The organism is Pantoea sp. SGAir0418, from assembly GCF_043529865.1.
The window spans coordinates 2,946,197-2,972,115 of record NZ_CP027911.1; the positions used below are offsets into that span (position 1 = coordinate 2,946,197).

The 25,919-nt window shown below is 58.3% G+C and carries 31 protein-coding genes and 1 other RNA gene; 16 read left to right on the forward strand and 16 right to left on the reverse strand.

The window, feature by feature from the left end:
* Positions 1-205 precede the first annotated feature (205 nt).
* Together apt and C1N84_RS13825 are read right to left on the reverse strand one after the other, a co-directional pair.
* Positions 206-757, reverse strand: coding sequence for an adenine phosphoribosyltransferase (gene apt, locus C1N84_RS13820; RefSeq protein WP_031279659.1), 552 nt, complete (start codon positions 755-757; stop codon positions 206-208).
* A gap of 150 nt (positions 758-907) precedes the next feature.
* Positions 908-1,291, reverse strand: a complete 384-nt coding sequence (locus C1N84_RS13825) for a DUF454 family protein (protein ID WP_058775241.1) — start codon at positions 1,289-1,291, stop codon at positions 908-910.
* Positions 1,292-1,349: 58 nt separating this feature from the next.
* On the opposite strand from C1N84_RS13825, the gene priC reads away from it, so the two are divergent.
* Genes priC through rsmS form a run of 3 tightly spaced genes read left to right on the forward strand, consistent with a single transcriptional unit; the run spans position 1,350 to position 2,318 of the window.
* Positions 1,350-1,859 (forward strand): primosomal replication protein PriC, encoded by a 510-nt coding sequence (gene priC, locus C1N84_RS13830; protein WP_021507214.1) that lies wholly within the window; start codon positions 1,350-1,352, stop codon positions 1,857-1,859.
* 49 nt (positions 1,860-1,908) lie between these two features.
* Positions 1,909-2,154, forward strand: coding sequence for a GlsB/YeaQ/YmgE family stress response membrane protein (locus C1N84_RS13835; RefSeq protein WP_010616865.1), 246 nt, complete (start codon positions 1,909-1,911; stop codon positions 2,152-2,154).
* Positions 2,155-2,162: 8 nt separating this feature from the next.
* Entirely contained in the window at positions 2,163-2,318 is a 156-nt protein-coding gene (gene rsmS, locus C1N84_RS13840; protein ID WP_021507212.1) for a pleiotropic regulatory protein RsmS, read from the forward strand.
* On the opposite strand, the gene acrR is transcribed toward rsmS, so the two are convergent.
* Complete coding sequence (acrR, locus tag C1N84_RS13845; RefSeq protein ID WP_031279658.1) at positions 2,315-2,953, reverse strand: multidrug efflux transporter transcriptional repressor AcrR; 639 nt, start codon at positions 2,951-2,953, stop codon at positions 2,315-2,317. The two genes, rsmS and acrR, sit on opposite strands and share 4 nt — an antisense overlap.
* A 142-nt stretch (positions 2,954-3,095) precedes the next feature.
* On the opposite strand from acrR, the gene C1N84_RS13850 reads away from it, so the two are divergent.
* The 4 genes from C1N84_RS13850 (at position 3,096) to ykgO (ending at position 8,028) form a co-directional block, all read left to right on the forward strand.
* Positions 3,096-4,286, forward strand: coding sequence for an efflux RND transporter periplasmic adaptor subunit (locus tag C1N84_RS13850; RefSeq protein WP_058757947.1), 1,191 nt, complete (start codon positions 3,096-3,098; stop codon positions 4,284-4,286).
* A gap of 17 nt (positions 4,287-4,303) precedes the next feature.
* Positions 4,304-7,453 (forward strand): multidrug efflux RND transporter permease subunit AcrB, encoded by a 3,150-nt coding sequence (locus C1N84_RS13855; protein ID WP_021507209.1) that lies wholly within the window; start codon positions 4,304-4,306, stop codon positions 7,451-7,453.
* A 161-nt stretch (positions 7,454-7,614) separates the two neighbouring features.
* The gene (locus C1N84_RS13860) at positions 7,615-7,872 is read left to right on the forward strand and encodes a type B 50S ribosomal protein L31 (protein WP_264441566.1); all 258 of its coding nucleotides are present in this window, start codon (positions 7,615-7,617) and stop codon (positions 7,870-7,872) included.
* Positions 7,873-7,887: 15 nt separating this feature from the next.
* Positions 7,888-8,028, forward strand: coding sequence for a type B 50S ribosomal protein L36 (ykgO, locus tag C1N84_RS13865; protein ID WP_010616859.1), 141 nt, complete (start codon positions 7,888-7,890; stop codon positions 8,026-8,028).
* Positions 8,029-8,072: 44 nt separating this feature from the next.
* Here the strand turns inward: ykgO and C1N84_RS13870 are convergent, their stop codons facing one another.
* From C1N84_RS13870 to C1N84_RS13880, 3 genes are read right to left on the reverse strand one after another with little or no spacing between them, the layout of a single operon-like run.
* Positions 8,073-8,951, reverse strand: coding sequence for a metal ABC transporter substrate-binding protein (locus C1N84_RS13870; RefSeq protein ID WP_058769397.1), 879 nt, complete (start codon positions 8,949-8,951; stop codon positions 8,073-8,075).
* Positions 8,952-8,972: 21 nt separating this feature from the next.
* Positions 8,973-9,812 (reverse strand): metal ABC transporter permease, encoded by an 840-nt coding sequence (locus tag C1N84_RS13875; protein WP_058775239.1) that lies wholly within the window; start codon positions 9,810-9,812, stop codon positions 8,973-8,975.
* A complete protein-coding gene (locus C1N84_RS13880; protein WP_021507205.1) occupies positions 9,809-10,465 on the reverse strand; it encodes a metal ABC transporter ATP-binding protein in 657 nt (218 codons plus the stop codon). Before C1N84_RS13880 ends, C1N84_RS13875 begins: the two co-directional genes overlap by 4 nt.
* Before the next feature lie 327 nt (positions 10,466-10,792).
* Between C1N84_RS13880 and C1N84_RS13885 the strand changes: the two genes are divergently transcribed.
* The 3 genes from C1N84_RS13885 (at position 10,793) to C1N84_RS13895 (ending at position 11,912) form a co-directional block, all read left to right on the forward strand.
* On the forward strand, positions 10,793-11,146 hold the full coding sequence (locus C1N84_RS13885; RefSeq protein WP_031279656.1) for a hypothetical protein: 354 nt from the start codon (positions 10,793-10,795) through the stop codon (positions 11,144-11,146).
* A 145-nt stretch (positions 11,147-11,291) separates the two neighbouring features.
* Entirely contained in the window at positions 11,292-11,669 is a 378-nt protein-coding gene (gene tomB, locus C1N84_RS13890; protein WP_021313568.1) for an Hha toxicity modulator TomB, read from the forward strand.
* 24 nt (positions 11,670-11,693) lie between these two features.
* On the forward strand, positions 11,694-11,912 hold the full coding sequence (locus tag C1N84_RS13895) for an HHA domain-containing protein (RefSeq protein WP_021507203.1): 219 nt from the start codon (positions 11,694-11,696) through the stop codon (positions 11,910-11,912).
* A gap of 128 nt (positions 11,913-12,040) precedes the next feature.
* Here C1N84_RS13895 and ffs read toward each other — a convergent pair.
* Positions 12,041-12,137: signal recognition particle sRNA small type (gene ffs, locus C1N84_RS13900), an RNA gene on the reverse strand.
* A 176-nt stretch (positions 12,138-12,313) separates the two neighbouring features.
* On the opposite strand from ffs, the gene C1N84_RS13905 reads away from it, so the two are divergent.
* The gene (locus tag C1N84_RS13905) at positions 12,314-12,625 is read left to right on the forward strand and encodes an MGMT family protein (RefSeq protein ID WP_021507202.1); all 312 of its coding nucleotides are present in this window, start codon (positions 12,314-12,316) and stop codon (positions 12,623-12,625) included.
* A 167-nt stretch (positions 12,626-12,792) separates the two neighbouring features.
* Here C1N84_RS13905 and C1N84_RS13910 read toward each other — a convergent pair whose 3' ends face one another.
* Positions 12,793-13,350 (reverse strand): YbaY family lipoprotein, encoded by a 558-nt coding sequence (locus C1N84_RS13910; protein ID WP_021507201.1) that lies wholly within the window; start codon positions 13,348-13,350, stop codon positions 12,793-12,795.
* Between the two features lie 15 nt (positions 13,351-13,365).
* Between C1N84_RS13910 and C1N84_RS13915 the strand changes: the two genes are divergently transcribed.
* Positions 13,366-13,557, forward strand: coding sequence for a hypothetical protein (locus C1N84_RS13915; protein WP_146068777.1), 192 nt, complete (start codon positions 13,366-13,368; stop codon positions 13,555-13,557).
* Positions 13,554-14,417 carry an acyl-CoA thioesterase II gene (gene tesB, locus C1N84_RS13920; RefSeq protein WP_058757950.1) on the forward strand — a complete coding sequence of 288 codons (864 nt, stop codon included), beginning with the start codon at positions 13,554-13,556 and terminating at the stop codon, positions 14,415-14,417. Before C1N84_RS13915 ends, tesB begins: the two co-directional genes overlap by 4 nt.
* 72 nt (positions 14,418-14,489) lie before the next feature.
* On the opposite strand, the gene amtB is transcribed toward tesB, so the two are convergent.
* The 5 genes from amtB to C1N84_RS13945 all read right to left on the reverse strand — a co-directional run bounded on the left by amtB (position 14,490) and on the right by C1N84_RS13945 (position 20,434).
* Positions 14,490-15,779 carry an ammonium transporter AmtB gene (gene amtB, locus C1N84_RS13925; RefSeq protein ID WP_021507199.1) on the reverse strand — a complete coding sequence of 430 codons (1,290 nt, stop codon included), beginning with the start codon at positions 15,777-15,779 and terminating at the stop codon, positions 14,490-14,492.
* A gap of 33 nt (positions 15,780-15,812) precedes the next feature.
* On the reverse strand, positions 15,813-16,151 hold the full coding sequence (gene glnK, locus C1N84_RS13930; protein ID WP_007886947.1) for a P-II family nitrogen regulator: 339 nt from the start codon (positions 16,149-16,151) through the stop codon (positions 15,813-15,815).
* Between the two features lie 259 nt (positions 16,152-16,410).
* Positions 16,411-18,186 (reverse strand): SmdB family multidrug efflux ABC transporter permease/ATP-binding protein, encoded by a 1,776-nt coding sequence (locus C1N84_RS13935; protein ID WP_394541643.1) that lies wholly within the window; start codon positions 18,184-18,186, stop codon positions 16,411-16,413.
* Positions 18,179-19,948, reverse strand: coding sequence for a SmdA family multidrug ABC transporter permease/ATP-binding protein (locus tag C1N84_RS13940; protein ID WP_264441568.1), 1,770 nt, complete (start codon positions 19,946-19,948; stop codon positions 18,179-18,181). The genes C1N84_RS13935 and C1N84_RS13940 overlap by 8 nt, the downstream gene beginning before the upstream one ends.
* A gap of 24 nt (positions 19,949-19,972) precedes the next feature.
* The gene (locus C1N84_RS13945; RefSeq protein ID WP_021507196.1) at positions 19,973-20,434 is read right to left on the reverse strand and encodes an Lrp/AsnC family transcriptional regulator; all 462 of its coding nucleotides are present in this window, start codon (positions 20,432-20,434) and stop codon (positions 19,973-19,975) included.
* A 115-nt stretch (positions 20,435-20,549) separates the two neighbouring features.
* Here C1N84_RS13945 and C1N84_RS13950 point away from each other — a divergent pair, with 115 nt between their 5' ends.
* The gene (locus C1N84_RS13950) at positions 20,550-21,584 is read left to right on the forward strand and encodes a PLP-dependent cysteine synthase family protein (protein WP_264441569.1); all 1,035 of its coding nucleotides are present in this window, start codon (positions 20,550-20,552) and stop codon (positions 21,582-21,584) included.
* Between the two features lie 34 nt (positions 21,585-21,618).
* On the opposite strand, the gene cof is transcribed toward C1N84_RS13950, so the two are convergent.
* Complete coding sequence (gene cof, locus C1N84_RS13955) at positions 21,619-22,440, reverse strand: HMP-PP phosphatase (protein WP_058775233.1); 822 nt, start codon at positions 22,438-22,440, stop codon at positions 21,619-21,621.
* Positions 22,441-22,533: 93 nt separating this feature from the next.
* Here cof and C1N84_RS13960 point away from each other — a divergent pair, with 93 nt between their 5' ends.
* Positions 22,534-24,249: an SgrR family transcriptional regulator gene (locus tag C1N84_RS13960; protein WP_394541644.1), complete on the forward strand. Its 1,716-nt coding sequence runs from the start codon at positions 22,534-22,536 to the stop codon at positions 24,247-24,249.
* A gap of 26 nt (positions 24,250-24,275) precedes the next feature.
* Positions 24,276-24,971 carry a 7-cyano-7-deazaguanine synthase QueC gene (gene queC, locus C1N84_RS13965; RefSeq protein ID WP_264441571.1) on the forward strand — a complete coding sequence of 232 codons (696 nt, stop codon included), beginning with the start codon at positions 24,276-24,278 and terminating at the stop codon, positions 24,969-24,971.
* Between the two features lie 44 nt (positions 24,972-25,015).
* On the opposite strand, the gene C1N84_RS13970 is transcribed toward queC, so the two are convergent.
* Together C1N84_RS13970 and C1N84_RS13975 are read right to left on the reverse strand one after the other, a co-directional pair.
* Complete coding sequence (locus tag C1N84_RS13970; RefSeq protein WP_264441572.1) at positions 25,016-25,423, reverse strand: acyl-CoA thioesterase; 408 nt, start codon at positions 25,421-25,423, stop codon at positions 25,016-25,018.
* A 101-nt stretch (positions 25,424-25,524) separates the two neighbouring features.
* Positions 25,525-25,848 (reverse strand): ComEA family DNA-binding protein, encoded by a 324-nt coding sequence (locus tag C1N84_RS13975; RefSeq protein ID WP_058775229.1) that lies wholly within the window; start codon positions 25,846-25,848, stop codon positions 25,525-25,527.
* Positions 25,849-25,919 lie beyond the last annotated feature (71 nt).

Sequence of the window (25,919 nt, forward strand, 5' to 3'; positions counted from 1 at the left end):
CGCTCAGTTGCGCCGATTCTGCCGTGGGACTTAGGGGAAAAATGCGGTGACGCAAACCCTGTTTATTTTGACAGGAGTGTAACAGCCACAGCCGGATATGCCTATACCCGTGATACGTTGCGCGCTGCGCTTCAGGGCGGAATACGCCTGTCAGGGAGTGCGAAGAGAGGCGCCGCCGGGCATCAAGGCTGGCGGCGCGATGGCCTTAGTGGCCGGGGAAGTTGACCAGGCTGTAGCAGTCGATACCCAGCGCGTTCAGGCGCGCTTCGCCGCTTAAATCAAACAGGTTGATCACGAACGCGGCGTCTTTAACTTCACCGCCCGCACGACGAATCAGTTTCACCGTGGCTTCAAGGGTGCCGCCGGTAGCCAGCAGATCGTCCACCACCAGTACCACATCGCCGGGTTTGATGGCGTCTTTGTGCAGTTCCAGCGCGTCTGAACCGTACTCCAGTTCATAGCTTTCGCTGAAAGTTTCACGCGGCAGTTTGCCCGGCTTGCGCACCGGCACAAATCCCACGCCCAGACCCAGCGCAACAGGCGCCCCGAACAGGAAGCCACGCGCTTCGGTGCCCACCACTTTGGTGATGCCTTTATTACGATAACGCTCCACCAGAATGGCGATCGCTGCGGCATACGCCTGCGGATCTTCCATCAGACTGGTGACGTCACGGAACAGGATGCCCGGCTTCGGATAGTCAGGAATGCTTTTGATGCTGTTTTTGATCAGTTCAAGCTGCTGCGCAGTTGCGGTCATAAAGGTTACGCCTGGAAAAATATCTAAAACGCGCAGCTTCCACAGCGCCAATACCCGGAAACCGGGTTAAGCGAAGTCGTTTCTCAAAGGGAAGCCACGCACGAAGATGCCCAAATCTAAGCAAACAGCCGGCTAAATGCAACCCTGATGCTACGGTTCGTGCGGGTTCGCACTTTCTGCTACAACCGGGATGCGCCACAGCATGAGCAGCAGCAGCGCCAGCATCACACCGAGCAGGATGCGCAGCCACAGCAGCTTCACCAGCCAGATTGAAACCGCAAAGGTGATGACAATCAGCAACATGGCGCGGCTTTTGGCACCGGGCGGCATGGCGCGATGCTGCTGCCAGTGGCGCAGATAGCGGCCAAACGGCGAGCGCCACAGCAGCCAGTGGTGAAAGCGTGGCGACGAGCGGGCAAAACACCAGGCGGCCAGCAACACGAATGGCGTGGTCGGTAGTAAAGGTAATACAATGCCCAGCGTGCCCAGCACAATCGCCAGCCAGCCAAGGCTTAACAGTAAAATGCGCTGCATGCCAGATGCCTGAAAAATGTCACAACAGCGCTACGTTAACACAGACGGAATCGAAGTGATGCCTCAACTGCCCGCCCAACAGCGTCTGCACGCAATGATTGACACGCTGCGCCAGCAGATTGCGCAGCAGCCGGACGGTAGCTGCCGTCAGCCGCGCTTTGACGCGCAGCTGTTTCGCTGTAAAGGCACGCGGCTGGCTGACTATCTGCAAGAGCTGCAGCACAATGCGGCGCAGCTCGCGGCGTCCGACAGTGATGCGTCGCGCCGCCAGTGGCTGGCGCAGAAGGTGCTGGACCAGATTGCCGCGCTGCAGCGCGAGTGCAGTAGCCAGCAACTGCGCGTGGTGCGTGAACGGCCGCGGCGCGATCCGCTGCAGCCGAAGCGTGATGAGTACCGCGGCTACGAAACGCGATTGCTGGCCATGCTGCAGCAGCGCGAACAGCACCTGGCGCGCGCTGAAACGCTGAGCGTGCAGCAGCAGCTGATGCGCGAGGTGGAGATTCTGCAGGAGCGGCTGGCGCGCTGCCGCGCCGCGCTGCATAAACTGGAGATCGCGGCGCAGCCGTAAGCCGTTCGCTTTCCTCTATACTGGAAACAGCGCTGACGGGAGGAGAAGCATGACCCTTATCATCTGGATTATTATTGGCCTGGCTGCCGGCTGGCTGAAGCGGAGGGTGTTTCCCGGCCGTCCCGGCGGACTGGTGCCGACGCTGGTGCTGGCGGTGATCGGCGCGCTGATTGGCGGCTACATCGCCACGTATTTCACCACGGGCGACCTCGGTACGCTGCATCCGACGGGCTTTGCCGTGGCGCTGGCCGGTGCTCTGCTGATGCTGCTGGTCGCCGCTAAACTACGTATTTAGGAGACACTATGACGCTGGATACCGCGCCGGACGACATCAAGCTGGCGGTCGATTTAATTCAGCTGCTGGAGGAAAACCAGGTGCCCACGGCCACGGTGCTGGCTGCGCTGGCGATTGTCCAGCGCGATTATGAGCAGAAGCTGGCGGCCGAGCGCACCGCTTAGCGCGTGCCGGCGAGCGTCGGGCTCAGGCGCAGCATATCTATAAATGCCTCGACCACCTGCGGCGCTTCACTCACCAGATCAAAACTTTGCGGATTGAACAACCAGCTCTCCATCATGCCGCTGATGTAGCCGCGCATCAGCAGCGCCGCCTGACGGGTGTTGAGGCTGGCCGGGAGCTGCCCGGCCTCGATACAGCTGCGCAGCACCTCTTCGATGCGGTCATAACACGCCTGCAGCAGCCCCTGCTGCATCGCCATTAACGTCGACATTTCGCCAACGAACTCACATTTATGGAAGATAATCTCCATTAATGCGCGTCTTTGTGGATCCTTTGCTGTGGCTTCAAGGATATAGATCAGCATCGAACGCATTACAGAAAGTGGATCGCCAGGGTATTTTGTCTGATACTCAAGTTCCACATCGTCGAGCCCGGCGTCGCAGCGCAGCCAGATCTCCTGTAACAGATCGGCTTTATTTTTAAAATGCCAGTAGATAGCACCGCGCGTGACGCCAGCGGCCGCGGCGATATCCGCCAGTGAGGTGGCGGCCACACCGTGTTCAGAAAAGTGAGCTAAAGCGGCATCCAGAATTTGATGTCGCGTTTCAAGTGCTTGCGCTTTGGTTTTTCGTGCCATAGAGGACTGTTTTTACAAACTGGCAAGTTTACATACATTTGTGAATGTATGTACCATAGCACGACCCGTGTTTTAACGCAGCAATGGGTTTAACGGTTTGTGATCCATTGATCATTTGATATCGGACACTAGAGGTTTATTTATGAATAAAAACAGAGGATTAGCGCCTCTGGCGGCCGCCGTGATGCTTACAGGCAGCTTTTTGTTAACAGGATGTGATGATAATAAATCCCAGCAAGCCGCCCAGCAGCAGCCCCCGGAAGTGGGTGTTGTCACGTTAAAAAACGAGCCCCTGAAAATCACCACCGAACTGCCAGGCCGTACTTCGGCGTTCCGCGTGGCTGAAGTGCGTCCGCAGGTGTCAGGTATCATTCTCAAGCGTAATTTTGTTGAAGGCAGTGATGTTAAAGCCGGCGATTCGCTGTACCAGATCGATCCCGCCACCTATCAGGCCGCCTACGACAGCGCAAAAGGCGATTTAGCCCAGGCTCAGGCCAACGCGCGCGTTGCCCAGCTGACGGTGAATCGTTACAAGCCGCTGCTGGGTACCAAATATATCAGCCAGCAGGACTACGATAACGCCGCGGCCACCGCCGCGCAGACCGCCGCAGCCGTCCAGGCGGCGCAGGCCAATGTGGAAACCGCCCGCATTAACCTGGCGTATACCAAAGTGACCTCGCCAATCAGCGGCCGCATTGGTAAATCCTCGGTGACGGAAGGTGCGCTGGTGTCGAACGGCCAGACCACCGCGCTGGCGACCGTGCAGCAACTCGATCCGATGTACGTCGATGTGACCCAATCCAGCGATGATTTCCTGCGCCTGCGCGGCGAGCTGGAGTCTGGTCAGCTGAAACAGAACGACGGCAAAGCTAACGTTACCCTGCTGATGCAGAACGGTAGCGCATACAGCCAGCCGGGCACACTGGAATTTTCTGATGTTACCGTGGATGAAACCACTGGCTCGATTACCCTGCGCGCGATTTTCCCGAATCCGGATCATCGTTTGCTGCCGGGCATGTTCGTGCGTGCACGTCTGGATGAGGGCACTAACCCGACGGCGCTGCTGGTACCGCAGACCGGCGTAACCCGCACGCCAACCGGTGAAGCCACCGCGATGGTAGTGGGCGCGGATAATAAAGTCGAAGTGCGTAAGATTACCGCTAACCAGGCGTTTGGCGACAAATGGCTGGTGACCGATGGCCTGAAAGAGGGCGATCGCGTGATTACCGTCGGTATTCAGCGTGCTAAACCGGGTGCTCAGGTGACGCCGCAGGAAGTCAAAGATGATGCCAAAGCCGCACCGGAATCTCAGTCTGCTAAATCATCGTCATAAACAGGAGCCGTTGATACATGGCTAAGTTCTTTATCGATCGCCCCATTTTTGCCTGGGTGCTTGCCATCATTATTATGCTGGCGGGTGCGCTATCGATTATCAAACTGCCGATCGAGCAATATCCCAACGTTGCGCCGCCGGCAGTTGAAATCCAGGCATCTTATCCGGGTGCAGATGCGAAAACGCTACAGGATTCGGTAACGCAGGTTATCGAACAGAATATGAACGGCATCGACGGGCTGATGTATATGTCCTCGAGCAGTGACTCTTCTGGTACGCTGACGCTGACGCTGACCTTCCAGTCTGGTACTGACGCCGACATTGCTCAGGTGCAGGTGCAGAACAAACTGCAATTGGCGATGCCACTGCTGCCGCAGGAAGTACAGCAGCAGGGGATTCAGGTGAAAAAATCCTCCAGCAGCTTCCTGATGGTCGCCGGTTTCGTCAGCGAAGATGGCAGCATGACGCAGAACGACATCTCAGACTACGTAGCGTCGAACATCAAAGATCCGATCAGCCGTACGCCTGGCGTCGGTGACACTCAGGTGTTTGGTGCGCAGTATGCGATGCGTATCTGGCTCGATCCGCACAAGCTTAACAACTACCAGCTGACGCCGGTGGATGTGATCAGCGCGCTGCAAACCCAGAACACCCAGGTGGCCGCTGGTCAGCTGGGCGGTACCCCACCGGTGCCAGGTCAGCAGCTTAACGCTTCGATCATTGCCCAGACGCGTCTGACCTCGACCGAAGAGTTCGGCAACATCATGCTGAAGGTCAATCAGGACGGCTCACAGGTGCGCCTGCGCGATGTCGCGAAGATTGAACTCGGCGGTGAAAACTACGAGATCATTGCCCGCTATAACGGCAAACCAGCCTCCGGTATCGGTGTCAAACTGGCGACCGGCGCCAACGCACTGGATACCGCCGACGCGGTGAAAGCGGAACTGGCTAAGCTGGAACCGTTCTTCCCGGCCGGCATGAAAACCGTTTACCCGTACGACACCACGCCATTCGTTAAGATCTCCATTTTCGAAGTGGTGAAAACGCTGTTCGAAGCCATCGTGCTGGTGTTCCTGGTAATGTATCTGTTCCTGCAGAACTTCCGCGCGACGCTGATTCCTACTATCGCCGTGCCGGTGGTGCTGCTGGGCACCTTTGCCATCATCAGTGCCTTTGGCTACTCAATAAACACCCTGACGATGTTCGGCATGGTGCTGGCCATCGGCCTGCTGGTGGATGACGCCATCGTGGTGGTGGAAAACGTTGAGCGCGTCATGGCGGAAGAGGGATTACCGCCGAAAGAAGCCACCAAACGCTCGATGGAACAGATTCAGGGCGCGCTGGTTGGCATCGCGCTGGTGCTGTCAGCGGTATTTATCCCGATGGCGTTCTTCGGCGGCTCAACCGGGGTGATTTATCGTCAGTTCTCGATCACCATCGTTTCGGCGATGGCGCTGTCGGTGCTGGTGGCGTTGATTCTGACGCCAGCGCTGTGTGCCACCATGCTGAAGCCCATCAAAAAAGGCGAACACGGCAAAACCACCGGTTTCTTCGGCTGGTTTAACCGCCTGTTTGATAAGAGCACCAACCATTACGTCGACAGCGTCGGTCACATTGTGCGCAGCACCGGTCGCTATCTGCTGATTTATCTGCTGATTGTGGTCGGCATGGCTTACCTGTTCCTGAAACTGCCTACCTCGTTCCTGCCGGAAGAGGATCAGGGGCTGTTACTGGCGCAGGCGCAGCTGCCTGCCGGTGCGACTCAGGAACGGACGCAGAAAGTGCTGGATCAGGTTACGGATTACTTCCTGACCAAAGAGAAAGACAGCGTGAATTCGGTGTTTACCGTTAACGGCTTTGGCTTCGCCGGTCGTGGACAGAACACCGGTATCGCCTTCGTCAGCCTCAAGCCATGGGATGAGCGTGGTGATGCCAGCCTGAAAGTGCCGGCGATTGCCGGACGTGCGATGCAGGCGCTGGGTCAGATCAAAGATGCCATGGTGTTCCCGTTCAACCTGCCGGCCATTATCGAACTGGGTAACGCCACCGGTTTCGACTTCCAGCTGATCGATCAGGGTAACCTCGGCCATGAGAAGCTGACCGCCGCGCGTAACCAGCTGTTTGGCATGATCGCCCAGCATCCGGATACGCTGGTGGGCGTGCGTCCGAACGGGCTGGAAGATACGCCGCAGTACAAACTGATTATCGATCAGGAAAAAGCGCAGGCGCTTGGTGTGTCGCTGTCCGACATCAACACCACGCTGGGTGCGGCCTGGGGTGGTTCTTACGTCAACGACTTCATCGACCGTGGTCGCGTGAAGAAAGTGTACGTGATGGGTCAGGCCGACTCTCGCATGCTGCCGGATGACATCAGCAAATGGTACGTGCGCAATAGCGCCGGGACCATGGTGCCGTTCTCTGCCTTCTCTTCGGCGAAGTGGCAGTATGGTTCACCGCGTCTGGAGCGTTACAACGGTCTGCCATCAATGGAGATCCTGGGTCAGGCGGCACCGGGCAAGAGCTCGGGTGATGCCATGAACCTGATGGAGAGCCTCGCCTCGAAGCTGCCTGCGGGTATCGGCTACGACTGGACCGGCATGTCCTATCAGGAACGCCTGTCCGGCAACCAGGCGCCTGCACTGTACGCCATTTCGCTGATTGTAGTGTTCCTGTGTCTGGCCGCGCTGTATGAGAGCTGGTCGATTCCGTTCGCGGTCATGCTGGTGGTGCCGCTGGGTGTGATTGGCGCCCTGCTCTTCACCACGCTGCGCGGTCTGAGTAACGACGTGTACTTTGTGGTGGGTCTGTTGACCACCATTGGTCTCTCGGCGAAGAACGCCATCCTGATCGTCGAATTCGCCAAGGATTTGATGGAGAAAGAAGGCAAAGGGCTGGTCGAGTCGACGCTGGAAGCCTCACGTATGCGTCTGCGTCCGATTCTGATGACGTCGCTGGCGTTCATCCTCGGCGTACTGCCGCTGGCGATCAGCAGCGGTGCCGGCTCCGGCGCACAGAACGCCGTCGGTACCGGCGTAATGGGCGGGATGGTGACGGCCACCGCGCTGGCGATCTTCTTCGTGCCGGTGTTCTTCGTGGTGGTGCGCCGCCGTTTCAGCAAGAACAAGTCTGAGCTGGAACAGGGCCATCCGGTCGATCACCCTCACTGATAGATTTCTCTGTGCTAAAAGGCCGCGCAAGCGGCCTTTTTTATTGCGCACTCCCCTGCTCCGCACGTTCCATGACAAATCCGCACCGGAAGCGTGGTTGCAATCCTGCGGCGCGAGGTTCATAATATTGTTATATTATAACATTACACGAGAGCGCTATTATGAAACCAAACATTCATCCGTACTACCGTCCTGTGGTGTTCCATGACACCACCGTCGACGAATACTTCAAAGTCGGCTCGACGATTCAGACCGATCGTACCATCCAGTTTGAGGGCGAAGAGCTGCCGTACGTCACGCTCGATGTGTCGTCGAAGTCGCACGTTTACTACACCGGTAAACAGAAAGAGTTTGCCAAAGAGGGCAGCGCCGCGCGCTTCAACAAGCGTTTTGGCAGCTTCCTGACGCGCAGCAAATAACCGGAGTTCAGCCACATGCAAGTTGTCAGTTCATTGCGGTCTGCCAAGACCCGTCACAAAGATTGCAAAGTCGTGCGGCGTAAAGGTCGTATTTATGTGATTTGCAAAACCAACCCGCGCTTTAAGGCGGTGCAGGGAAGAAAGAAAAAACGTTAGGAAAGTGTCGTGATAATTGGCCGGGATGCTCCCCGGCCTTTTTTTTACTTCATGCTGTGCAGCAGAGTTTCCACGTTGTGCTTAAACGCCGCCTCATAGGTGGGCGCCGGCCCGCTGGCCGCTGACAGCGCTTCCGGATAGAGCTCGCCACCGGGTTGCGCACCGGTTTCACTGGCGATCTGTTTCACCAGACGCGGATCGGTCTGATTCTCCATAAAGTAGGTGGTGATATGCTCGGCCCGGAGCTGTTTGATGATAGCGGCGACATCGCTGGCGCTGGCTTCCGCTTCGGTTGAGAATCCCACCGGCGCGAGGAATGTCACGCCGTAGCGCTGGCCGAAATAGCCAAAGGCATCATGGCTGGTGAGTACCTTGCGTTTACTTTGCGCCACGCCGGCAAATTCACTTTTGGCCCAGCTATCCAGCTTCTGCAACTGCTGAATATAGCGTTCACCGCTGTGACGGATGTCGGCGGCATCGTCCGGATCGGCTTTGATCAGCGCGTTCATCACGTTGGTGGCGTAGATCACGCCGTTGTGCATGCTGTTCCACGCGTGTGGATCGGTGATGGTTTTGCCATCCTCCTCCATTTTGCGCGTATTGACGCCGTTCGAGGCGACCACCACCGTGCCCTTATAGCCGGACGCGCTAATCAGCCGGTCCATCCAGCCTTCCATGCCCAGCCCGCTGACGAACACCACATCGGCCTGCGCCAGCGCCTGGCTATCCTGCGGCGTCGGCTCAAAGGTGTGCGGATCGCCATCCGGCCCCACCAGCGATTTCACCTTAACGTGATCGCCACCGACCTGTTTAACGATGTCTGCCAGCACGGTAAAACTGGCTACGGCATCAACGGTTTTTGCCAGCGTCAGCGGGCTAATCAGCATCGCGCCAATCGCCAGACTCAACGGTAACTTCTTCATACCTATCCCCTTGTCATCTTATTATCGACGGCGCAGCAGGCCGCCACATGGTCCTGTCAACACAGACAGCAAAAACAGTACGGCCGCACTCAGTACCACCGCCGGTCCGGCAGGCAGGGCATAGTGCCAGGAGAGCAACAGGCCGATAAAGGCGGCGATCAGCGCCAGCAGCATGGCAATCGCCAGCATGCGCGTAAGGTGACGGCTCCAGAAGCGCGCGCTGGTGGCGGGCAGCATCATCAGCCCAACGGACATCAGCGTGCCGAGCACCTGAAAACCCGCCACCAGATTCAGCACCACCAGCGTGAGGAAAATGCCGTGCACCAGCGGTGCGCTCCATCTCCCCTGCGCACGCAGAAAATCAGGATCAAAGGCATCAATGACCAGCGGCCGGAAGATCACGGCCAGCATCAGCAGGGTGAACGCGGCGATGCTGCCAACGAGCACAATCGCGCCGTTATCCACCGCCAGCAGCGAGCCGAACAACACGTGCAGCAGATCGACACTGGAACCGCGCAGTGATACCAGCGTGACGCCGAGCGCCAGCGAACCCAGATAGAAGCCGGAAAAGCTGGCATCCTCCTTCAGGTGGGTGTAACGGCTGACCGCACCGGACAGCAGCGCCACCGCCAGCCCGGCAATCAGGCCGCCAATGCCCATCGCCACCAGCGACAGGCCGGACACCAGATAGCCGATGGCGGCGCCCGGCAGTACCGCATGGGACAGCGCATCGCCCACCAGGCTCATACGGCGCAGCGAGAGAAAGACGCCGAGCGGCGTTGCACTGATCGCCAGCGCCATGCAGGCCACCAGCGCCCGGCGCATAAAACCAAACTCAATAAACGGCTGGAGTAACGTCATGACGCCACCCGGCACAGCCGCGGTTGCTGCGCACTGTCACGCTCATCCAGCGACAGCACGTCACGAAAATGGCGCGCCACCAGCAGCTTGTCATGCAGCACCACCAGCAGCGTGGTGCCCGCCCGCTGCTGCTGTTCGAGAATCGACATCAGTAAGGTTATTGTCGGCGTATCAATGCCGTTAAAGGGTTCGTCCAGCAGCCAGAGCTGGCTGCGCTGGAGCATCAGGCGCGCAAACAGCACGCGCTGCAACTGCCCGCCGGAGAGCATCGCGGGCTGCGCAGTGGCGAAGTCGCGCATCTGCACCGCCTCCAGCGCGGCATCAATCTCCTGCCTCAGCGCACGCGTGATGCCACCGAACCAGCCGCAGCGCGGCCAGCAGCCCATTGCCACCAGCTCATAGACGGTGAGCGGGAAGCGGGTGTCCAGCTCGCTGCGCTGCGGCAACCAGCCCAGCGCTTTTCGCGGCAGCTGCAGTTCACAGCGTCCCGCCACTGGCGGCAGCAGTCCGGCGATAGTTTTGAGCAAGGTTGATTTGCCCGTTCCGTTGGCCCCGACCAGTGCCGTCATACTGCCGGCCGCCAGTTCGCCATTCACCACCGGCGTCACCGCCCTGCCCTGATAGCCGCCCTGCAGACGATGAAAACGCATCATTGGTGCAGGCCCCAGACGATGGCTAAAGCCAGCAGGCTACTCAGCAGTAGCGCTACCAGCAGGCGCCCGCCGAGCGAGAGAAGTAATCCACTGTGATTCATGATAGGCAACCAAAATGTTATAACATAACAATATACTACCTGATGGCATCATCGCGACGCGCGGACGAAAGTGTTTCAAAAATTGATCAGCGGCGATACGCCTGGGCGATTTGTGCCATCAAGCCAGCGCCCATCGCAGCAATCGCCCTTTCTGTTTACCAATGGCTTGCAATGTCCGGGCTGAAAGCCAATGATAGAACTCTCCTTGCTTTTTACGGGATGCAGAATGCAGTCTATTATTCATAGTGATATTGATGTGAATGAGGATGATTGCGGCAAGTTACGCCAGATTATCCAGGGGAATATTCTCAAAATAGCCCAGGACCTTGCCGGCGATTTACAGTGGTATTCTCAAAACGCGCAATTAGTTCCGGACAGTTTTACCATTATTTCCATTCAGCCCGTCGGCCACAAACGATTTAAAATGCTTTACGATTTCACGTGGGATTTATTTAATCCCTGCCTTGATTTAAATGAAACCTTTACCCAACGTGAAGAAGTTATGTTCCAGACAACGCCCGGTGCACTGGTGTTTGAGGTGATAGACAATACCCGCCCGTCACCGTGCGACGAATTGTAATATTTAGTAATTGGGTGAGCAAAACTAATGATTGTGGATTATATTTAAAAGGTCGCTGAATTCTTTTTATTCGTGATCGCTCCCTGGTAGCTTTTCCAAATCTCGCCGCGTCGCGGTAACTGTGCTCGCTATGGAGGGGAAAAAGATGGACGAATACTCACCGAAACGGCATGATATTGCCCAGCTTAAATTTCTGTGTGAGAACCTGTTTGACGAAAGTATGGCGACGCTAACCGACAGCCATCACGGCTGGGTTAATGATCCCACTTCGCCAGGCAATTTACAGCTCAACGATTTGATTGAGCATATCGCCTCTTTCACGATGAATTACAAAATTAAGCATGTTGAAGATGAAGCGCTGATTACGCAAATCGATGAATATCTTGATGATACCTTTATGCTGTTTAGCAGCTATGGAATCAATACCCAGGATCTTCAACGGTGGCAACGTTCAGCAAAACGCTTATTTAATCTGTTTGCCGAAGAGTGCGCTTATCTCCAGCAACCCAGCCATTCCTTTTAGCATCAGAGTGAGACCGGTTTATTTATGAGCAACCCAGCCTTAACCAAAACAGACTATTTGATGCGACTGCGTCGTTGTCGCTCAATTGACACCCTTGAACGGGTGATTGAAAAGAACAAGTATGAATTACCCGATGATGAGTTAGCGGTATTCTACTCCGCAGCCGATCACCGTCTGGCCGAGCTGACCATGAACAAGCTCTATGACAAAGTGCCCGGATCTGTCTGGAAGTACGTCCGCTAAGTTTTCTCCCCGCAGGTCGCTTCGTTACTCACCTTTATTTCCACGGATGACAGGCAGGCAAAGGAGTGCCGACAGGGTGCTGTGCCGCATTGCGCGCAGGGATTTTGCATGGGCAGAAATGGTGGAGGCCCTGCCAGCTACATCCCGGCACACGCGTCGCCTGCTGCGGCTGCTTCCTTCCGGACCTGACCGAGTTCACAAGTTAGCGTTGCGGGAGAACCAACAGGGCCCCCATTGACGAGCTCTCATGTTGAGAGCGCTGGCATTATCGGGGAAGCCCCTGGCAATTGCAAGCGCAGGCCGGGCAACCGTTGGTTTCTTGAACAGGCCGGCGGCAAAACCCTGCTGATAGCCGCAATCGCATGCTAAAGTGGCGCTTTTCCCGCAGACGAGGTGCGTCAGTGAGTGAACAGAGCAATTTTTCCGAGCGCGTCTGGCAAATTGTTGCCGCTATTCCTGCCGGTAAAGTGACGACCTACGGCGATGTCGCGCTGCTGGCCGGTTCACCGCGTGCCGCACGTCAGGTGGGCGGCGTGCTGCGGCGCCTGCCGCCAGGCAGCAAACTGCCGTGGTTCCGCGTGATTAATCGTCATGGTCGTATTTCGCTGCAGGGCGATGATCTTTTTCGTCAGCGCGATGCGCTGGAAGCTGAAGGTATTGAAGTGAGTGATGCGGGAGAAATTGAACTGGCGAAGTATCGCTGGGAGTATTAATGCTGACAGGCCGCACTCCCTTTAAAGCGCGGGAATGGCACTGCAGAAAGTAAAGCGTCACACGCCAGGGATGGCGTGTGCCGAGCGATCAGGGACGAGACAGCGCCTTTACTTTCTGCAGTGCCATTCTGGCGCAGCTTCCGTAACGCGCTGTCTCCCGTTTCAACTTACAGACTGGTTGGTGCCGGCACGGAGGCTGACGGCGTAACCTGGGTTGGCGACGTCGAAGGCACGGTGGTAGCAGCGCCCGGCTGGGTTGGCATCGCCATATTGGTCACCGGTACCAGCAGCAGTTCCGCTTTTGTTCCACCCTGATTAATCACCGGTTTCACCGTATCGGTGATAAACGCCAGCTTGCCGTCGATGGTGATCGCTGCGCTCAGCAAAATGCGCGCGTTCGGCTGGATATCAGCCGGGTTAAAGGGCAGCACAAACTGGAACGGTGCCTGTTTGCCCTCGGTGCGAACCACACGCTGTGACAGCACTTTGGACGGCGCATCCGCCAGTGACGCATCGGCCAGCGTCACGGTCAGCACCGCATCCGGCGGCAGCGCAATACGCTGGCGAATATAGACGGAACCGCTTACGTTCGGCTGGGCAATCGCCGACGGCTGCCCGGCCACGCTGGCGCCTAAAGTTGGCGTCGGCACGGGTTTACTGTGATCGGCACAGCCTGTGATTGCCACCGCCAGTGTCATACCGCTAATTACATGCCAGAGTTTCATCGATGTCGTCTCCTTATGAACACTATGATTGTCGGCGGTAAATTTATTGGCTGGGTTTTCCACCGCCGATTGCTGTTAATTCTGGCACAAAAATCCGCTTTGCGCCTGAAGCCCCGCCATGCTGCTGAAAACCGGGTAAAAGCGTTGCGCAAACTGGTCGGATCTTTCACACTGACGCCATTGGCATCACTGAGGAATCCGTTATGAGCCAGGCACTGCACAACCTGCTTAATTTATTGAATCTGGAAAAACTGGAAGAAGGCCTGTTTCGCGGCCAGAGTGAAGATCTCGGCCTGCGCCAGGTGTTTGGCGGCCAGGTGGTGGGACAGGCGCTGTATGCGGCAAAACAAACCGTGCCGGAAGCCCGTATCATTCACTCCTTCCACAGCTACTTTCTGCGCCCGGGCGACAGCCAGAAAGCCATTATTTACGATGTGGAAACCCTGCGCGACGGCAAAAGCTTCAGCGCCCGCCGCGTCAGCGCCGTACAAAACGGTCAGCCGATCTTCTACATGACCGCCTCCTTTCAGGCACCGGAAAATGGCTTCGAGCATCAGAACAGCATGCCGCAGGTGCCGGGACCCGATAACCTGCCCTCCGAGCAGGATCTCGCCCACCGACTGGCTGCGCACCTGCCGCTCAAGCTGAAAGAAAAATTCCTCGCCGAGCGCCCGCTGGATATCCGTCCGGTGCAGATCCACAATCCGCTGAAAGGCCACGTTGATGAGCCGCTGCGCCAGGTCTGGGTGCGTGCCAATGGCCAGCTGCCGGACGATCGCCGCATTCACCAATATCTGCTGGGCTACGCTTCCGATCTCAACTTTCTGCCGGTCGCGCTGCAGCCGCATGGCAAAGGCTTCCTTGAGCCGGATATGCAGGTGGCGACGATTGACCACTCCATGTGGTTCCACCGTCCATTCGATCTCTCGGAGTGGCTCCTGTACAGCGTGGTAAGCACTTCAGCGTCCGGCGCGCGCGGCTTCGTGCGCGGTGAGTTCTTCAGCCAGGACGGCACGCTGGTGGCGACGACGGTGCAGGAAGGGGTGATGCGTCAGCGCGAAGCATAAAAAAAGGGGCGATTATCTCGCCCCTTTCTCATCATTATAGTTATAGCGCACTGCTCTTCTGCCAGCCGGCACTTACTGGTTGTAAGCGTTCTCGCCGTGGCTGTTCACATCCAGACCTTCACGTTCCTGTTCTTCCGGTACGCGCAGGCCAACAATCATATCTGCCAGCTTGAAGCCCACGAAGGCTACTACGCCAGACCAGACGATGGTCAGGCCACAGCTGAACAGCTGCACCCAAACCTGATGGCCCATGGTCACGCCTTCCGCGTAGCCTACGCCGCCCAGTGAAGAGGAGGCAAACACGCCGGTCAGGATACAGCCGAGGATACCGCACACGCCGTGCACACCGAACACATCACACGGGTCATCAACGCGCAGCCATTTCTTCAGCGTGGTCACACCCCAGATACCTGCCAGGCCACCGGCCAGACCGATAATCAGTGCGCCGCCGACGCCGACATAACCACAGGCTGGCGTGATGGCAACCAGACCGGCGATGAAGCCAGAAGACGCACCCAGCAGTGAAGGCTTACCGCGCAGCGCCCACTCACCGAACACCCACGACAGCACGGCACCCGCAGTGGCCACCACGGTATTCAGGAAGGCCAGCGCCGCGATTTCGTTAGCGGAAGACGCAGAACCGGCGTTGAAGCCGAACCAGCCAACGTACAGAATCGCGGTACCGGTAAACACCATTGGCAGGTTATGCGGTTTGAACGCTTCTTTACCGAAGCCAGCACGCTTGCCTACCAGGTAAGCACCAACCAGACCCGCAACGGCGGCGTTGATGTGCACCACGGTACCGCCAGCGAAGTCCAGCGCGCCATCCTGTGCCAGGAAGCCGCCAGCCCACACCATATGTGCGATAGGCAGATAGGCCAGCGTCAGCCACACCAGCACGAAAATCAGTACCGCCGAGAAGCGAATACGCTCAGCCAGCGAACCAACAATCAGCCCCACGGTGATACAGGCGAAGGAAGCCTGGAACGCCACGTGAATGTACTGATAGAAGCTGCCCATCACCGCTTTCAGCTCGATATTTTTCAGCATTGCCCACTGGAAGTTACCGAAGAAGGCGTTGCCTTCGCTGAACGCCAGCGAGTAGCCGTAGACGATCCACAGTACGCACACTAACGCGAACGTCACCGCGACCTGCGTCAGCATCGACAGCACGTTTTTGCCGCGAATCAGGCCGCCGTAAAACAGGGCAATGCCGGGAATTGTCATGAACAGTACCAGCGCGGTACAAATCATCATAAACGCGTTATCGGCTTTATCCGCTACAGCAGGCGCAGCTGCCATCGCAAGAGACGGTAACAGCGCCAGGCTGGTGAGGCCCAACTTAGTCATTACTTTATTCATTTCTTTCCATCCCATCACAATTCAGAGCCCCAGTTACAGTGCTGCTTCGTCGGTCTCGCCGGTACGAATACGAATCACGCGCTGCAGTTCCGCGACGAAAATTTTGCCGTCGCCAATTTTGCCGGTGTACGCGGCTTTGCTGATCACATCCACCACTTCATCCAGCTGATCGTCCGCAATCGCAATATCGATTTTTACTTTTGGCAGGAAGTTAACGCTGTACTCGGCACCGCGGTACAGTTCTGCATGGCCTTTCTGACGACCGAAGCCTTTCACTTCGGTCACGGTCAGGCCCTGAATGCCAATGGAGGATAAGGCTTCACGCACGTCCTCCAGCTTAAATGGTTTGATTACCACGGTAACCAGCTTCATACGTTCCCCTCCGGATATAAAAATAGGTGAGTCTTCGCGGACACGCAGAGAGTTAAGCAAAGGCTGTGCCACAAATGGCAAAAGTGGGCGCTAAGGCTGCCGGGCGCAGAGTATCGCGCTCCGGTATGGCGTAACGGGCAAGGTTTTCATTCGGAAAAACAGAAAGGTGGGACTTTACTGCACTCCTTTGGTGCTTGCAGCCTCAAAGGAGTGCATCAATACAGAACATTCCGATAAATCTGCGCAAAAAAGGTGCAAATCACCCCTCTGCCGTTGCGGGTATGCCCGCCGCGAGTTCATCGCCAGCCTGCTGCAGCTGGTACATCTGCCAGTAACGGCCCTGCTGCGCCAGCAGTTCGGTGTGCGTACCGCGTTCGACTACCTGACCACGGTGCAGCACCAGAATCTGATCCGCTTCGGTGATGGTGGAAAGACGGTGAGCAATCACCACCAGCGTGCTGTGCTGGCGCAGCGTGCGCAGCGCCTGCTGAATCGCCTGCTCGGTGCCTGAGTCGATATTGGCAGTGGCCTCATCGAGGATCAGAATCTGCGGCAGCGACACCAGCACGCGCGCCAGCGCCAGCAGCTGTTTCTGCCCGACCGACAGCGTGTTCCCCTGCTCACCGAGCCGGGTATGAATGCCGTCGCGCATCGCGCGGGCCAGCGGTGCCAGCTGCACCTTCTCCAGCGCACGCCACACGTCCTCTTCGCTGATATCGCGTCCCAAACGCACGTTGGCCAATAGCGTATCGGCCAGTACCACCGGATCCTGTTGCACCATCGCCACGCTGCCGCGCAGCGCATCGTGCGTCAGCTGGCGCAGCGGGCGACCATCCAGTTCTATGCTGCCGCGCGTCACCGGATAGTAGCCCATCAGCAGATTGGCTAAGGTGCTTTTGCCGCTGCCGGTGTGGCCGACCAGTGCCAGGAAGCCGCGCGCCGGCACTTCGAGGTTGATATGGCTGAGCACGTCGCGGTTGTCGCGGTAGGCAAAGCTGACATCGCGCAGGGTGATACGCCCGGAAGCCAGCGGCTGAGCGTCACTGCCGTAGCCCTGCTGCGCCGCATCCATCAGTTCAAAAATACGCTCGCCCGACACCACCGCCTGCTGCAGCATTGACTGCTGCGTGGTGAGCTCGATCAGTGGCTCGTTAAGGCGGCCAAGATAAGTGATAAAGGCGTAAAGCACGCCAACCTCAAACACACCAGGCGTGGCAAAGCTGAAAAGCATCAGCAGACCGCACAATATCAGTGCAGAAAACAGGCTGAGCAGCGGACGCAGCAGGAAGCCGTCCAGCCGCAGCGTCTCCATCCGCGCCAGATAGTGCGATCGGCTGGCTTCGCCCATGCGCTCGCCAAAGCGCGCCTGCTGGCGAAACTGCTGGATCACACTCATGCCGTTAATCACTTCGTTGAAGCCATTATTGATTTCGGCCAGATAGCTACGTACGCGGCGCGCAATCGGTGTGCTGTAGCGCTGATAGATCAGCATCACCGTTAACACCAGCGGGAAAATCACCAGCGCCACCAGCGCCATACGCCAGTCGAGTGCAAACATCGCCACCAGCATCGCACCAATCAGCGCAGCGCTGCGCAGCACAGTGGCCACCACCGTGACGTAAAGATCTTTGATCACTTCGGTGTCGTTGGTGACGCGCGAAATAATCTGCCCCACCGGCTGGGTATCGAAGGCACTGAGCGGCTGGCGCAGCGCCGCATTCATCACGTCGACGCGCAGCTGCTGCACGACACCTATCGCCGCGCGGTTAAACAGCAGCGCCTGGAAATAGTGCAGACCCGCTGCCAGCAGCTGCAGCAGCACAAAGCCCACCAGCAGCCCGGCCACAATGCCCCACGGCATCTGGTGTTTTGCCACCAGATTATCGATAAAATAGCTGACCAGCACCGGACCGGTGACTTCGGCAGCAGCAGCGATCCACAGCATGCCGACGGCCAGCCACAGCGATTTGCGCCACGGTTTACCGTAGGCCAGCAGGCGTTTCAGCGTTGGCCATAAGCGTTGCGATTTAGCCATGGTCGGCTCCCTGTTCTGACTCGTCCTCATCCAGCGCGGCTTCCAGCTGCTGATAGCGATACATATCGCGATACCAGCCCGGCTGCGCCGCCAGCGTATCGTGATCGCCGCGCTGTGCCACTGCGCCCTGCTGCAATACCAGAATCTCGCTGGCTTCGGTCAGCGCCGACAGCCGATGCGCGCTGATGATCAGCGTGCGCCCTTTGCCCCACAGGCGCAGGTTATGCAGGATTTCATGTTCGGTACGGCCATCAACCGCCGACAGCGCATCGTCGAGGATCAGAATCTCCGCGTTGAGCAACAGCGCACGCGCAATGGCGATGCGCTGTTTCTGCCCGCCAGAGAGCATGACGCCGCGCTCGCCCACTTCGGTAGCGTACCCCTGCGGCAGACGCAGTATGTCATCGTGCACGCAGGCCATCTGCGCCACGCGCTCGATCTCTTCCTGCGTTGCCTCCGGGCGGCCTAGCGCCAGGTTATTCGCAACGGTATCGGAAAACAGGAACGGCGTCTGACTGACCACCGCCAGCCGGCTGCGCCAGCTGTCCAGCCGCAGTTGCGGTAGCGGAATGGCGTGATAGCAAATCTCGCCCTGATCGATATCAAAATGGCGCTGAATCAGGCTCAGCAGCGTGCTTTTGCCGCAGCCGGTAGGCCCGCACAGCCCAAGCATCTGCCCGGGCTGTAACTGGAAATGCACGTCGCTCAGCACCGGCGCGCTGCTCGCCGGATAGTGGAAGGCGCGGATCGCCACCTGCAGCACGCCCGCTTCCGCCGGCAGTGGCTGCTGACCATCCTCAACCGCAGGCGCTTCCGCCAGCAGCGCACCAATACGGCTCCACGCCGCGCTGCCGCGCTCGACGATGTTAATCATCCACGCCAGCGCCAGCATCGGCCAAATCATCAGCCCTAAGTACATGACGAAGCTGGTGAGCTGCCCGAGCGTCAGTGAGCCGTGCCACACCATCCAGCCGCCACCGCCAATCGCCAGCAAATTCGAAAAGCCCACGGCGATATAAATGATGGGATCGAAGCGCGCATCGACGCGCGCCACGTGCAGATTTTTGCGGCCGGTGTCGCTGGCGATCCCGGCAAACTGGCTCGACTGATGATCTTCCAGGCCAAAGGCTTTGATCATGCGGATGCTGGTCAGACTCTCCTGCGTTTGATCGTTCAGGCTGGAGAACGCCGCCTGCGCCACTTTGAAGCGCTGATGCAGGCGCGCGCCGTCTTTCTGGATCACCAGCGCCATAATCGGCATAGGAATCAGCGCCAGCAGCGTCAGCTCCCAGCTGATCTGCACGCTCATTACCGCCAGCACGACCAGCCCCATCACCAGCGAATCCACCAGCGTCAGCACCCCTTCACCCGCGGCAAACACCACGCGATCGACATCGTTGGTCGCGCGCGCGATCAGATCGCCGGTACGGTGGCGCAGGTAAAACGCCGGATGCTGGCGGCTAAGCTGGCGGTAAAAGTCTTCGCGCAGCTCCACCGCCAGCTGGTAAGAGGCGCCGAACAGCAGCACGCGCCAGACGTAGCGCAGCAAATAGACAATCACTGCGGTCACCAGCATCACGCCGATCCACAGAAAAATTTCGCCGCGCGTCAGGCTGTGCTGGGTCACGCCGTCGACAATCACGCCGACCAGATGCGGAGGCAGCAGTTGCAGCAGCGCAATGATAATCAGCAAGCTGATGGCGCCCAGATAGCGCCGCCACTCGCGCAAAAAATACCAACTTAACTGGCTGAATAATCGCACAAAACAATCTCTTGTGATGCCCGTTCAGGGCGCTACCGGCAAGGCGGTGGTGTATTTAATCTCTTCCATAGCGAAGCTGGAGGTGACGTCAATCAGTCCCGGCACGCCGTTAACCAGACGCTTGTAAAACGCGTCGTAGCTCTTCATATCGGCCACCTGAATGCGCAGCAGGTAGTCGTACTCGCCCGCCATGCGGTAGAAGGCCATCACTTCCGGCATCTGCTGTACCACCGCGACAAACTGCTGAAACCAGTCGCTGCTGTGCTGCTGGGTTTTGATCAGCATAAAGGCGGTGAGCGACAGGCCGAGCTTTTCACCATCCAGCAACGCGACGCGCGCCCGAATAATGCCATCATCTTCCAGCTTTTTCAGGCGTTTCCAGCACGGCGTGGTGGTGAGATTCACCGCATCGGCCAGCGCCTGCAGCGACAGCGTGCAGTCTTTTTGCAGCAGCGCCAGCAGTGTGCGGTCAGTTTTATCTAGCATTCGCCACCTCAGGAGAAAAATTTTCTCTTATTTGCCAATTATAACCAAATTTTAGCAACCTCTTTTTCCTGCCAGTGCCTTACACTGAGCGCAATCTCGCTGCCGGAATCGCACCATGCAAACGCCCTGGGTTCGCCACGCTATCAATGAAATTAACGCCGACTTTCAGCGCTCCGCTGATACGCACCTGATCCGTTTTACGCTGGACGATTTCCCCGGCATTCGCTTTTATCTTAAGGATGAAAGCACCCATCCAAGCGGCAGCCTGAAACATCGCCTGGCGCGTTCGCTGTTTCTCTATGGTCTGGCCAATGGCTGGATTGGAGAAAACACGCCGATCATCGAAGCCTCCTCCGGCAGCACCGCGGTGTCGGAAGCCTATTTTGCCCGTCTGCTCGGCCTGCCGTTTATCGCCGTGATGCCAGCCAGCACTGCGCGGCGCAAAATCGAGCTGATCCGCTTTTACGGCGGGGAGTGCCACTTCGTCGCCGATCCGTGCCAGCTGTACAGCGAATCCGAGCGTCTGGCGCGTGAACTTAACGGCCATTTTATGGATCAGTTTACCTACGCCGAACGCGCCACCGACTGGCGCGGCAACAATAATATTGCCGAAAGCATTTTCCGCCAGATGGCGCATGAACCTTTCCCGGTGCCACACACCCTGATCATGAGCGCCGGCACCGGCGGCACCTCGGCTACGCTGGGGCGCTACATCCGCTATCAGGGCCACGACACGCGCCTGCTGGTGGTCGATCCGCAACACTCGGTATTTTTCGATTACTGGCACAGCCGCGATCGCATGCTGCGCAGCGAGCGTGGCAGCCTGATTGAGGGGATTGGTCGCCCGCGCGTTGAGCCGTCGTTTTTACCGGATGTGATTGACGAAATGATGAAAGTGCCCGACGGCGCCACCGTGGCGGCCATGTTAAGGCTGGAGCAGATACTCGGCCGACGTCCGGGTGCCTCTACCGGCACCAATTTCTGGGGCATGCTGCAGGTGGCAAAACGGCTGCGCGCGCAGGGGCAATCCGCCGCGCTGGTCACGCTGCTGTGTGACAGCGGCGAGCGCTATCCGGATACCTATTACAATTCACAGTGGGTCGCTGAGCAGATCGGCGATATTCAGGCGTGGCAGCGCGAGCTGCAATAAAAAACCGGACATCCTGTCCGGTTCACTGTAAGCCTCAGCATTCGGGGGAATAATCGAGGTGTGGTGTGGTCATCCAGTGATTTAAGTAGTGAGACACCGCCTGTGTCTCGCAATGGCCAATGATCGGTAAATGGGGCAGCGAGGTTTTCAGCTGATGCATGGCGTTGCCCATGATAAAACCACGCCCGACGCGCTCCAGCATTTCGCGGTCGTTCATCGCATCGCCAAATGCCATGCAATCCGCCAGCGACAGAGACAGATGCTGGCACAGCCGCGCCAGCGCGGCGCCTTTGTGGCAATCCAACGGTAAAACTTCCAGACACTCCCTGGCGGAGAAGCACAGGCTGGCGCGATCGCCGAGCGCCTGTTGCAGTTCAATCTTAAGCGCCAGCAGCATCTCATACGGCGCGATAAAGCAGATCTTGGTGACTTCATGTGCCGGCATGCGGCGTAAATCACGCAGCTGATAGTGAAACCCGCTCATCGCGTGCGCTTCCAGCAATCCCGGGAGCGGTTTATCGGTAAACCAGCCTTCGTCATTAAAGATGTGGATCGATGCGGGAGTTTGCCAGTGACTGTGCAATACCTCTTCCGCCACCGACGGCGCTAAATCACAGCCGTACAGCTGCCTGCCCTCGACATCGTGAATGCGCGTGCCGTTACCGGTGATCAGCCAGGCGGGCAAGGTGATCTGCTGGCGTACTGCCTGCATATCCAGCAGGTGACGCCCCGTGGCAAACGCCAGTGTAACGCCACGCTGGTGTAGGGCGTTGAGGCTCTGCAGCGTCTCCGCACCTAAACGGTGGGTAGGCAGCAGCAGTGTACCGTCCATATCAAATGCCGCGAGGCGGGCCATAGCAACTCTCCGGTCTGAATGAGGGGTTTACTATCGCCTGGTAATTACGGAACTAATAGTGAATACTTTCAAAAAACTGTTCCGGGTTTAATCATGCGACAGCTTCATCGGGTTAATCAGTTTCAGCGCCTGTGGCAGCTTAGCCAGGGCGAAGCGCAGCGCATCAGCGTTGCGGCCATGGCGCAGCACTGCTATTGCAGCGAGCGCCACGTGCGTACCCTGCTGCGGCAGTGGCAGCATGCGGGCTGGCTGCAGTGGCACGGTGCGGCGGGACGCGGTAAACAGGGCGAACTGCGCTTTCTGCTCTCTCCCGAACAGCTGCGTCAGCAATTGCTCAGCCAGCAGCTGGCAGCCGGTGAAGCGGTACAGGCACTGCAGGTACTGGATGTCGCGCCTGAACGGCTGGTGAAAATGCTGCGCCCACTGATGGGCGGCCAGTGGCAGAATCAGGCGCCGGTGCTGCGCATTCCCTATTATCGCGCGATGGAGGCGCTGGATCCGCTGCAGCTCACCGGACGCGCCGAGCAGCATCTGGTACGCCAGATTTTTTCCGGCCTGACGCGCTTTAACGCGGATGATGTCGAGGGCGATCTGGCACATCACTGGCAGTACGATGCGCAGGGCCGCGAATGGTATTTCTGGCTGCGGCCACTGCTCAGCTGGCACAACGACGAACCGGTGCAGGCGGCACAGCTGGTCCAGCAGTTGCAACGTATCATGCAGACGCCGCAGGGCGGCCGTCTGCTGGCGGCGGTGGAACACATCGATGCGCCACATCCGCTGGCGCTGCGTATCCGGCTGCGCACCAGCGATTACTGGCTGCCGCAGCGGCTGGCGCATCAGTTTTGCCTGCTGCCGCATCCGGAGCATGCCGATACCGGCAGCGGACCGTGGCGCCTGACGCACTTTACCCGCGAGCTGGTGCGGCTGGAGAGCCATGCGCGCTGGCACCATCAGCGTCCGCTGATTCAGGTGGTGGAATACTGGATTACGCCGCAGCTGTTCGATCGCGGGCTGGGCACCAGCTGTCGCCATCCGGTGCAGATCGCCATTGGCGATCCCGACGAGCTGGACACGCTGCGGCCGGTGGATCGCAGCATCAGTCTCGGTTTCTGTTACCTGGCGCCGCGTTTCTCGGCTCGCTTCAGCCAGGCGCAGGCCAAAACGCTGCTCGCGCTGATTCAGCACAGCGGCGTCATTCAGCAGTTGCCGCTGGATGAAGGCTTAATTACGCCAACCGCAGAGCTGCTGCCCGGCTGGCCGCTGCCCGCCCCACACCGCCCGGAAGGCACATTGCCCGCAACGCTGACGCTGCATTATCACCTGCCCATCGAACTGCACGTCATGGCGCAGGCGCTGGTGCCGCTGCTGGCGGCACAGGACTGTACCCTCACCTGCGTATTTCACGACGTCAAAAGCTGGCGCGACGACATCGATCTAAGTGACGCCGACATCATCATGGGCGACCGTCTGATTGGTGATGCGCCGCAGTTTACCCTGGTGAACTGGCTGGAAAATGATGCGGCCTGGCAACCGCTGCGTCCGGCGGTGCTGCAGGCACCGCTGCACGCTATCGCCCGTCAGGCCAGCCCGGCACTGCGCAGCGCCGCGATTCATCAGCTGTTTCAGCAGTTAATGCGCGACGGCCATCTGCTGCCGCTGTTTAACTATCGCTACCAGGTGTTTGCTCCGCCAGGCGTCGAAGGTATTCAGCTTAACAGCATGGGCTGGTTCGATTTCACCCGCGCCTGGATCCCGCCGCCTGCCGCAAGCGGTGCTGTTCAGCCCGCGCCGGAGCCAGTACCATAGGCGCACTGATTTATGGGGAAGAAAACATGAAACGAGCCGTTGTCGTATTCAGTGGCGGACAAGACTCCACCACCTGTCTGATTCAGGCGCTGCAGCAGTATGATGAAGTGCACTGCGTGACCTTTGATTATGGTCAGCGCCATCGCGAAGAGATCAGCGTCGCCGCAGAGCTGGCGCACCAGCTGGGCGCGCGGGCGCACAAAGTGCTGGACGTCACGCTGCTCAATGAACTGGCGGTCAGCAGCCTGACGCGCGATAACATCCCGGTGCCAGCCTACAATCCACAGGCCAGCGGCCTGCCCAGCACCTTTGTCCCGGGGCGTAACATCCTGTTTCTGACGCTGGCCTCAATTTATGCTTATCAGGTGGAAGCCGAAGCGGTGATCACCGGCGTATGTGAAACCGATTTTTCCGGCTACCCGGATTGCCGCAACGAGTTTGTCAAAGCGCTGAACAACGCCGTCACTCTCGGCATGGCGCGCGACGTGCGTTTTGAAACGCCGCTGATGTGGCTGAATAAAGCGGAAACCTGGGCGCTGGCGGACTACTGGCAGCAGCTGCCGCTGGTCCGTTCGGAGACGCTAACCTGCTACAACGGCGTTAAAGGCGACGGCTGTGGTGAGTGCGCGGCCTGCCACCTGCGCGCGCGCGGTCTGGCCGATTACCAGGCCAATGCGGCCAGCGTGATGGCGGCGATGAAACAGAAAAGCGGCCTGCGCTGATTGCGGCCGCGCTGCGGGCTGGCGTGCTTTCTGGGCATGCCAGCTCAGGAAGTCGCGGTCATCAATGCCGCCAGGCGTTCACGTAACTCACCTTCCAGCGGCACGGTTTTTTGCGTGCGCAAATCGATGCAGACGAAAGTCAGCGCCGCATCCGCCACCAGCGTGTTATCAACCGCCAGCACCACCCGCTGTAAAATAATGCCGCTTTTGCCGTTGAGCTGCGAGACCTCGCTCTCAATGTGCAGCACGTCGCCCAGCACCGCCGGACGACGATAGTTAATGTTGATATTCACCACCACAAACGCCAGCTGCTGCTCCAGCAGCCAGTGAAAGGCATCGGCATCTTCCAGCCACTGCCAGCGCGCCTCTTCCAGAAATTCCAGGTAGCGCGCATTGTTCACATGCTGATAGACGTCAAGATGATAGCCGCGCACTTTGATGATAGTTTGCATGATTGCTCCTGTTCAGGCTGTGAATGACAACTGGTTGGACCTGTTGAGCATAGCACAGCCTGATGGGCCGCTTTAGCAATCCTTCAGAGTCGCGAGCCGCTTCACAATTTCAGCCGCGCGCTGTTCCGCTCCACCAGCGCACTGCCAATACCCGGTACTTCTTTCAGCTGCTCGATGGCGCTGAAGGGCCCGTACTGCTCACGATAGCTGACAATCGCCTGCGCTTTTTTCAGTCCAATACCGTTCATGGCGGCGGCCAGCTGCTCGGCCGTGGCCTGATTGATGCTGACCTGTTCCTGCTGCGGCGTGGACACCTGCGTCGCCTGCGTTTCACTGGGGCTTTCCGCCGCCGCCAGTCCGCTGGTCCAGAGCGCGCCGCCCAGCGCCAGCGTGATGCAAAAGGCACGAAATGTTGATTTAACCATGCTGTGTTTCTCCTTGTGTTTGACAGCCACTGCAGAGTGGCACAAGCGAGAAACCCACTCAAAAGGCGATG

Excerpts from the sequence above, each read along its gene's own strand:
- apt (WP_031279659.1), bottom strand. The coding sequence starts at position 757 with ATGACCGCAACTGCGCAGCAGCTTGAACTGATCAAAAACAGCATCAAA.
- C1N84_RS13825 (WP_058775241.1), bottom strand. The coding sequence starts at position 1,291 with ATGCAGCGCATTTTACTGTTAAGCCTTGGCTGGCTGGCGATTGTGCTG.
- priC (WP_021507214.1), top strand. The coding sequence starts at position 1,350 with ATGCCTCAACTGCCCGCCCAACAGCGTCTGCACGCAATGATTGACACG.
- C1N84_RS13835 (WP_010616865.1), top strand. The coding sequence starts at position 1,909 with ATGACCCTTATCATCTGGATTATTATTGGCCTGGCTGCCGGCTGGCTG.
- rsmS (WP_021507212.1), top strand. The coding sequence starts at position 2,163 with ATGACGCTGGATACCGCGCCGGACGACATCAAGCTGGCGGTCGATTTA.
- acrR (WP_031279658.1), bottom strand. The coding sequence starts at position 2,953 with ATGGCACGAAAAACCAAAGCGCAAGCACTTGAAACGCGACATCAAATT.
- C1N84_RS13850 (WP_058757947.1), top strand. The coding sequence starts at position 3,096 with ATGAATAAAAACAGAGGATTAGCGCCTCTGGCGGCCGCCGTGATGCTT.
- C1N84_RS13855 (WP_021507209.1), top strand. The coding sequence starts at position 4,304 with ATGGCTAAGTTCTTTATCGATCGCCCCATTTTTGCCTGGGTGCTTGCC.
- C1N84_RS13860 (WP_264441566.1), top strand. The coding sequence starts at position 7,615 with ATGAAACCAAACATTCATCCGTACTACCGTCCTGTGGTGTTCCATGAC.
- ykgO (WP_010616859.1), top strand. The coding sequence starts at position 7,888 with ATGCAAGTTGTCAGTTCATTGCGGTCTGCCAAGACCCGTCACAAAGAT.
- C1N84_RS13870 (WP_058769397.1), bottom strand. The coding sequence starts at position 8,951 with ATGAAGAAGTTACCGTTGAGTCTGGCGATTGGCGCGATGCTGATTAGC.
- C1N84_RS13875 (WP_058775239.1), bottom strand. The coding sequence starts at position 9,812 with ATGACGTTACTCCAGCCGTTTATTGAGTTTGGTTTTATGCGCCGGGCG.
- C1N84_RS13880 (WP_021507205.1), bottom strand. The coding sequence starts at position 10,465 with ATGATGCGTTTTCATCGTCTGCAGGGCGGCTATCAGGGCAGGGCGGTG.
- C1N84_RS13885 (WP_031279656.1), top strand. The coding sequence starts at position 10,793 with ATGCAGTCTATTATTCATAGTGATATTGATGTGAATGAGGATGATTGC.
- tomB (WP_021313568.1), top strand. The coding sequence starts at position 11,292 with ATGGACGAATACTCACCGAAACGGCATGATATTGCCCAGCTTAAATTT.
- C1N84_RS13895 (WP_021507203.1), top strand. The coding sequence starts at position 11,694 with ATGAGCAACCCAGCCTTAACCAAAACAGACTATTTGATGCGACTGCGT.
- C1N84_RS13910 (WP_021507201.1), bottom strand. The coding sequence starts at position 13,350 with ATGAAACTCTGGCATGTAATTAGCGGTATGACACTGGCGGTGGCAATC.
- C1N84_RS13915 (WP_146068777.1), top strand. The coding sequence starts at position 13,366 with ATGAACACTATGATTGTCGGCGGTAAATTTATTGGCTGGGTTTTCCAC.
- tesB (WP_058757950.1), top strand. The coding sequence starts at position 13,554 with ATGAGCCAGGCACTGCACAACCTGCTTAATTTATTGAATCTGGAAAAA.
- amtB (WP_021507199.1), bottom strand. The coding sequence starts at position 15,779 with ATGAATAAAGTAATGACTAAGTTGGGCCTCACCAGCCTGGCGCTGTTA.
- glnK (WP_007886947.1), bottom strand. The coding sequence starts at position 16,151 with ATGAAGCTGGTTACCGTGGTAATCAAACCATTTAAGCTGGAGGACGTG.
- C1N84_RS13935 (WP_394541643.1), bottom strand. The coding sequence starts at position 18,186 with ATGGCTAAATCGCAACGCTTATGGCCAACGCTGAAACGCCTGCTGGCC.
- C1N84_RS13945 (WP_021507196.1), bottom strand. The coding sequence starts at position 20,434 with ATGCTAGATAAAACTGACCGCACACTGCTGGCGCTGCTGCAAAAAGAC.
- C1N84_RS13950 (WP_264441569.1), top strand. The coding sequence starts at position 20,550 with ATGCAAACGCCCTGGGTTCGCCACGCTATCAATGAAATTAACGCCGAC.
- cof (WP_058775233.1), bottom strand. The coding sequence starts at position 22,440 with ATGGCCCGCCTCGCGGCATTTGATATGGACGGTACACTGCTGCTGCCT.
- C1N84_RS13960 (WP_394541644.1), top strand. The coding sequence starts at position 22,534 with ATGCGACAGCTTCATCGGGTTAATCAGTTTCAGCGCCTGTGGCAGCTT.
- queC (WP_264441571.1), top strand. The coding sequence starts at position 24,276 with ATGAAACGAGCCGTTGTCGTATTCAGTGGCGGACAAGACTCCACCACC.
- C1N84_RS13970 (WP_264441572.1), bottom strand. The coding sequence starts at position 25,423 with ATGCAAACTATCATCAAAGTGCGCGGCTATCATCTTGACGTCTATCAG.
- C1N84_RS13975 (WP_058775229.1), bottom strand. The coding sequence starts at position 25,848 with ATGGTTAAATCAACATTTCGTGCCTTTTGCATCACGCTGGCGCTGGGC.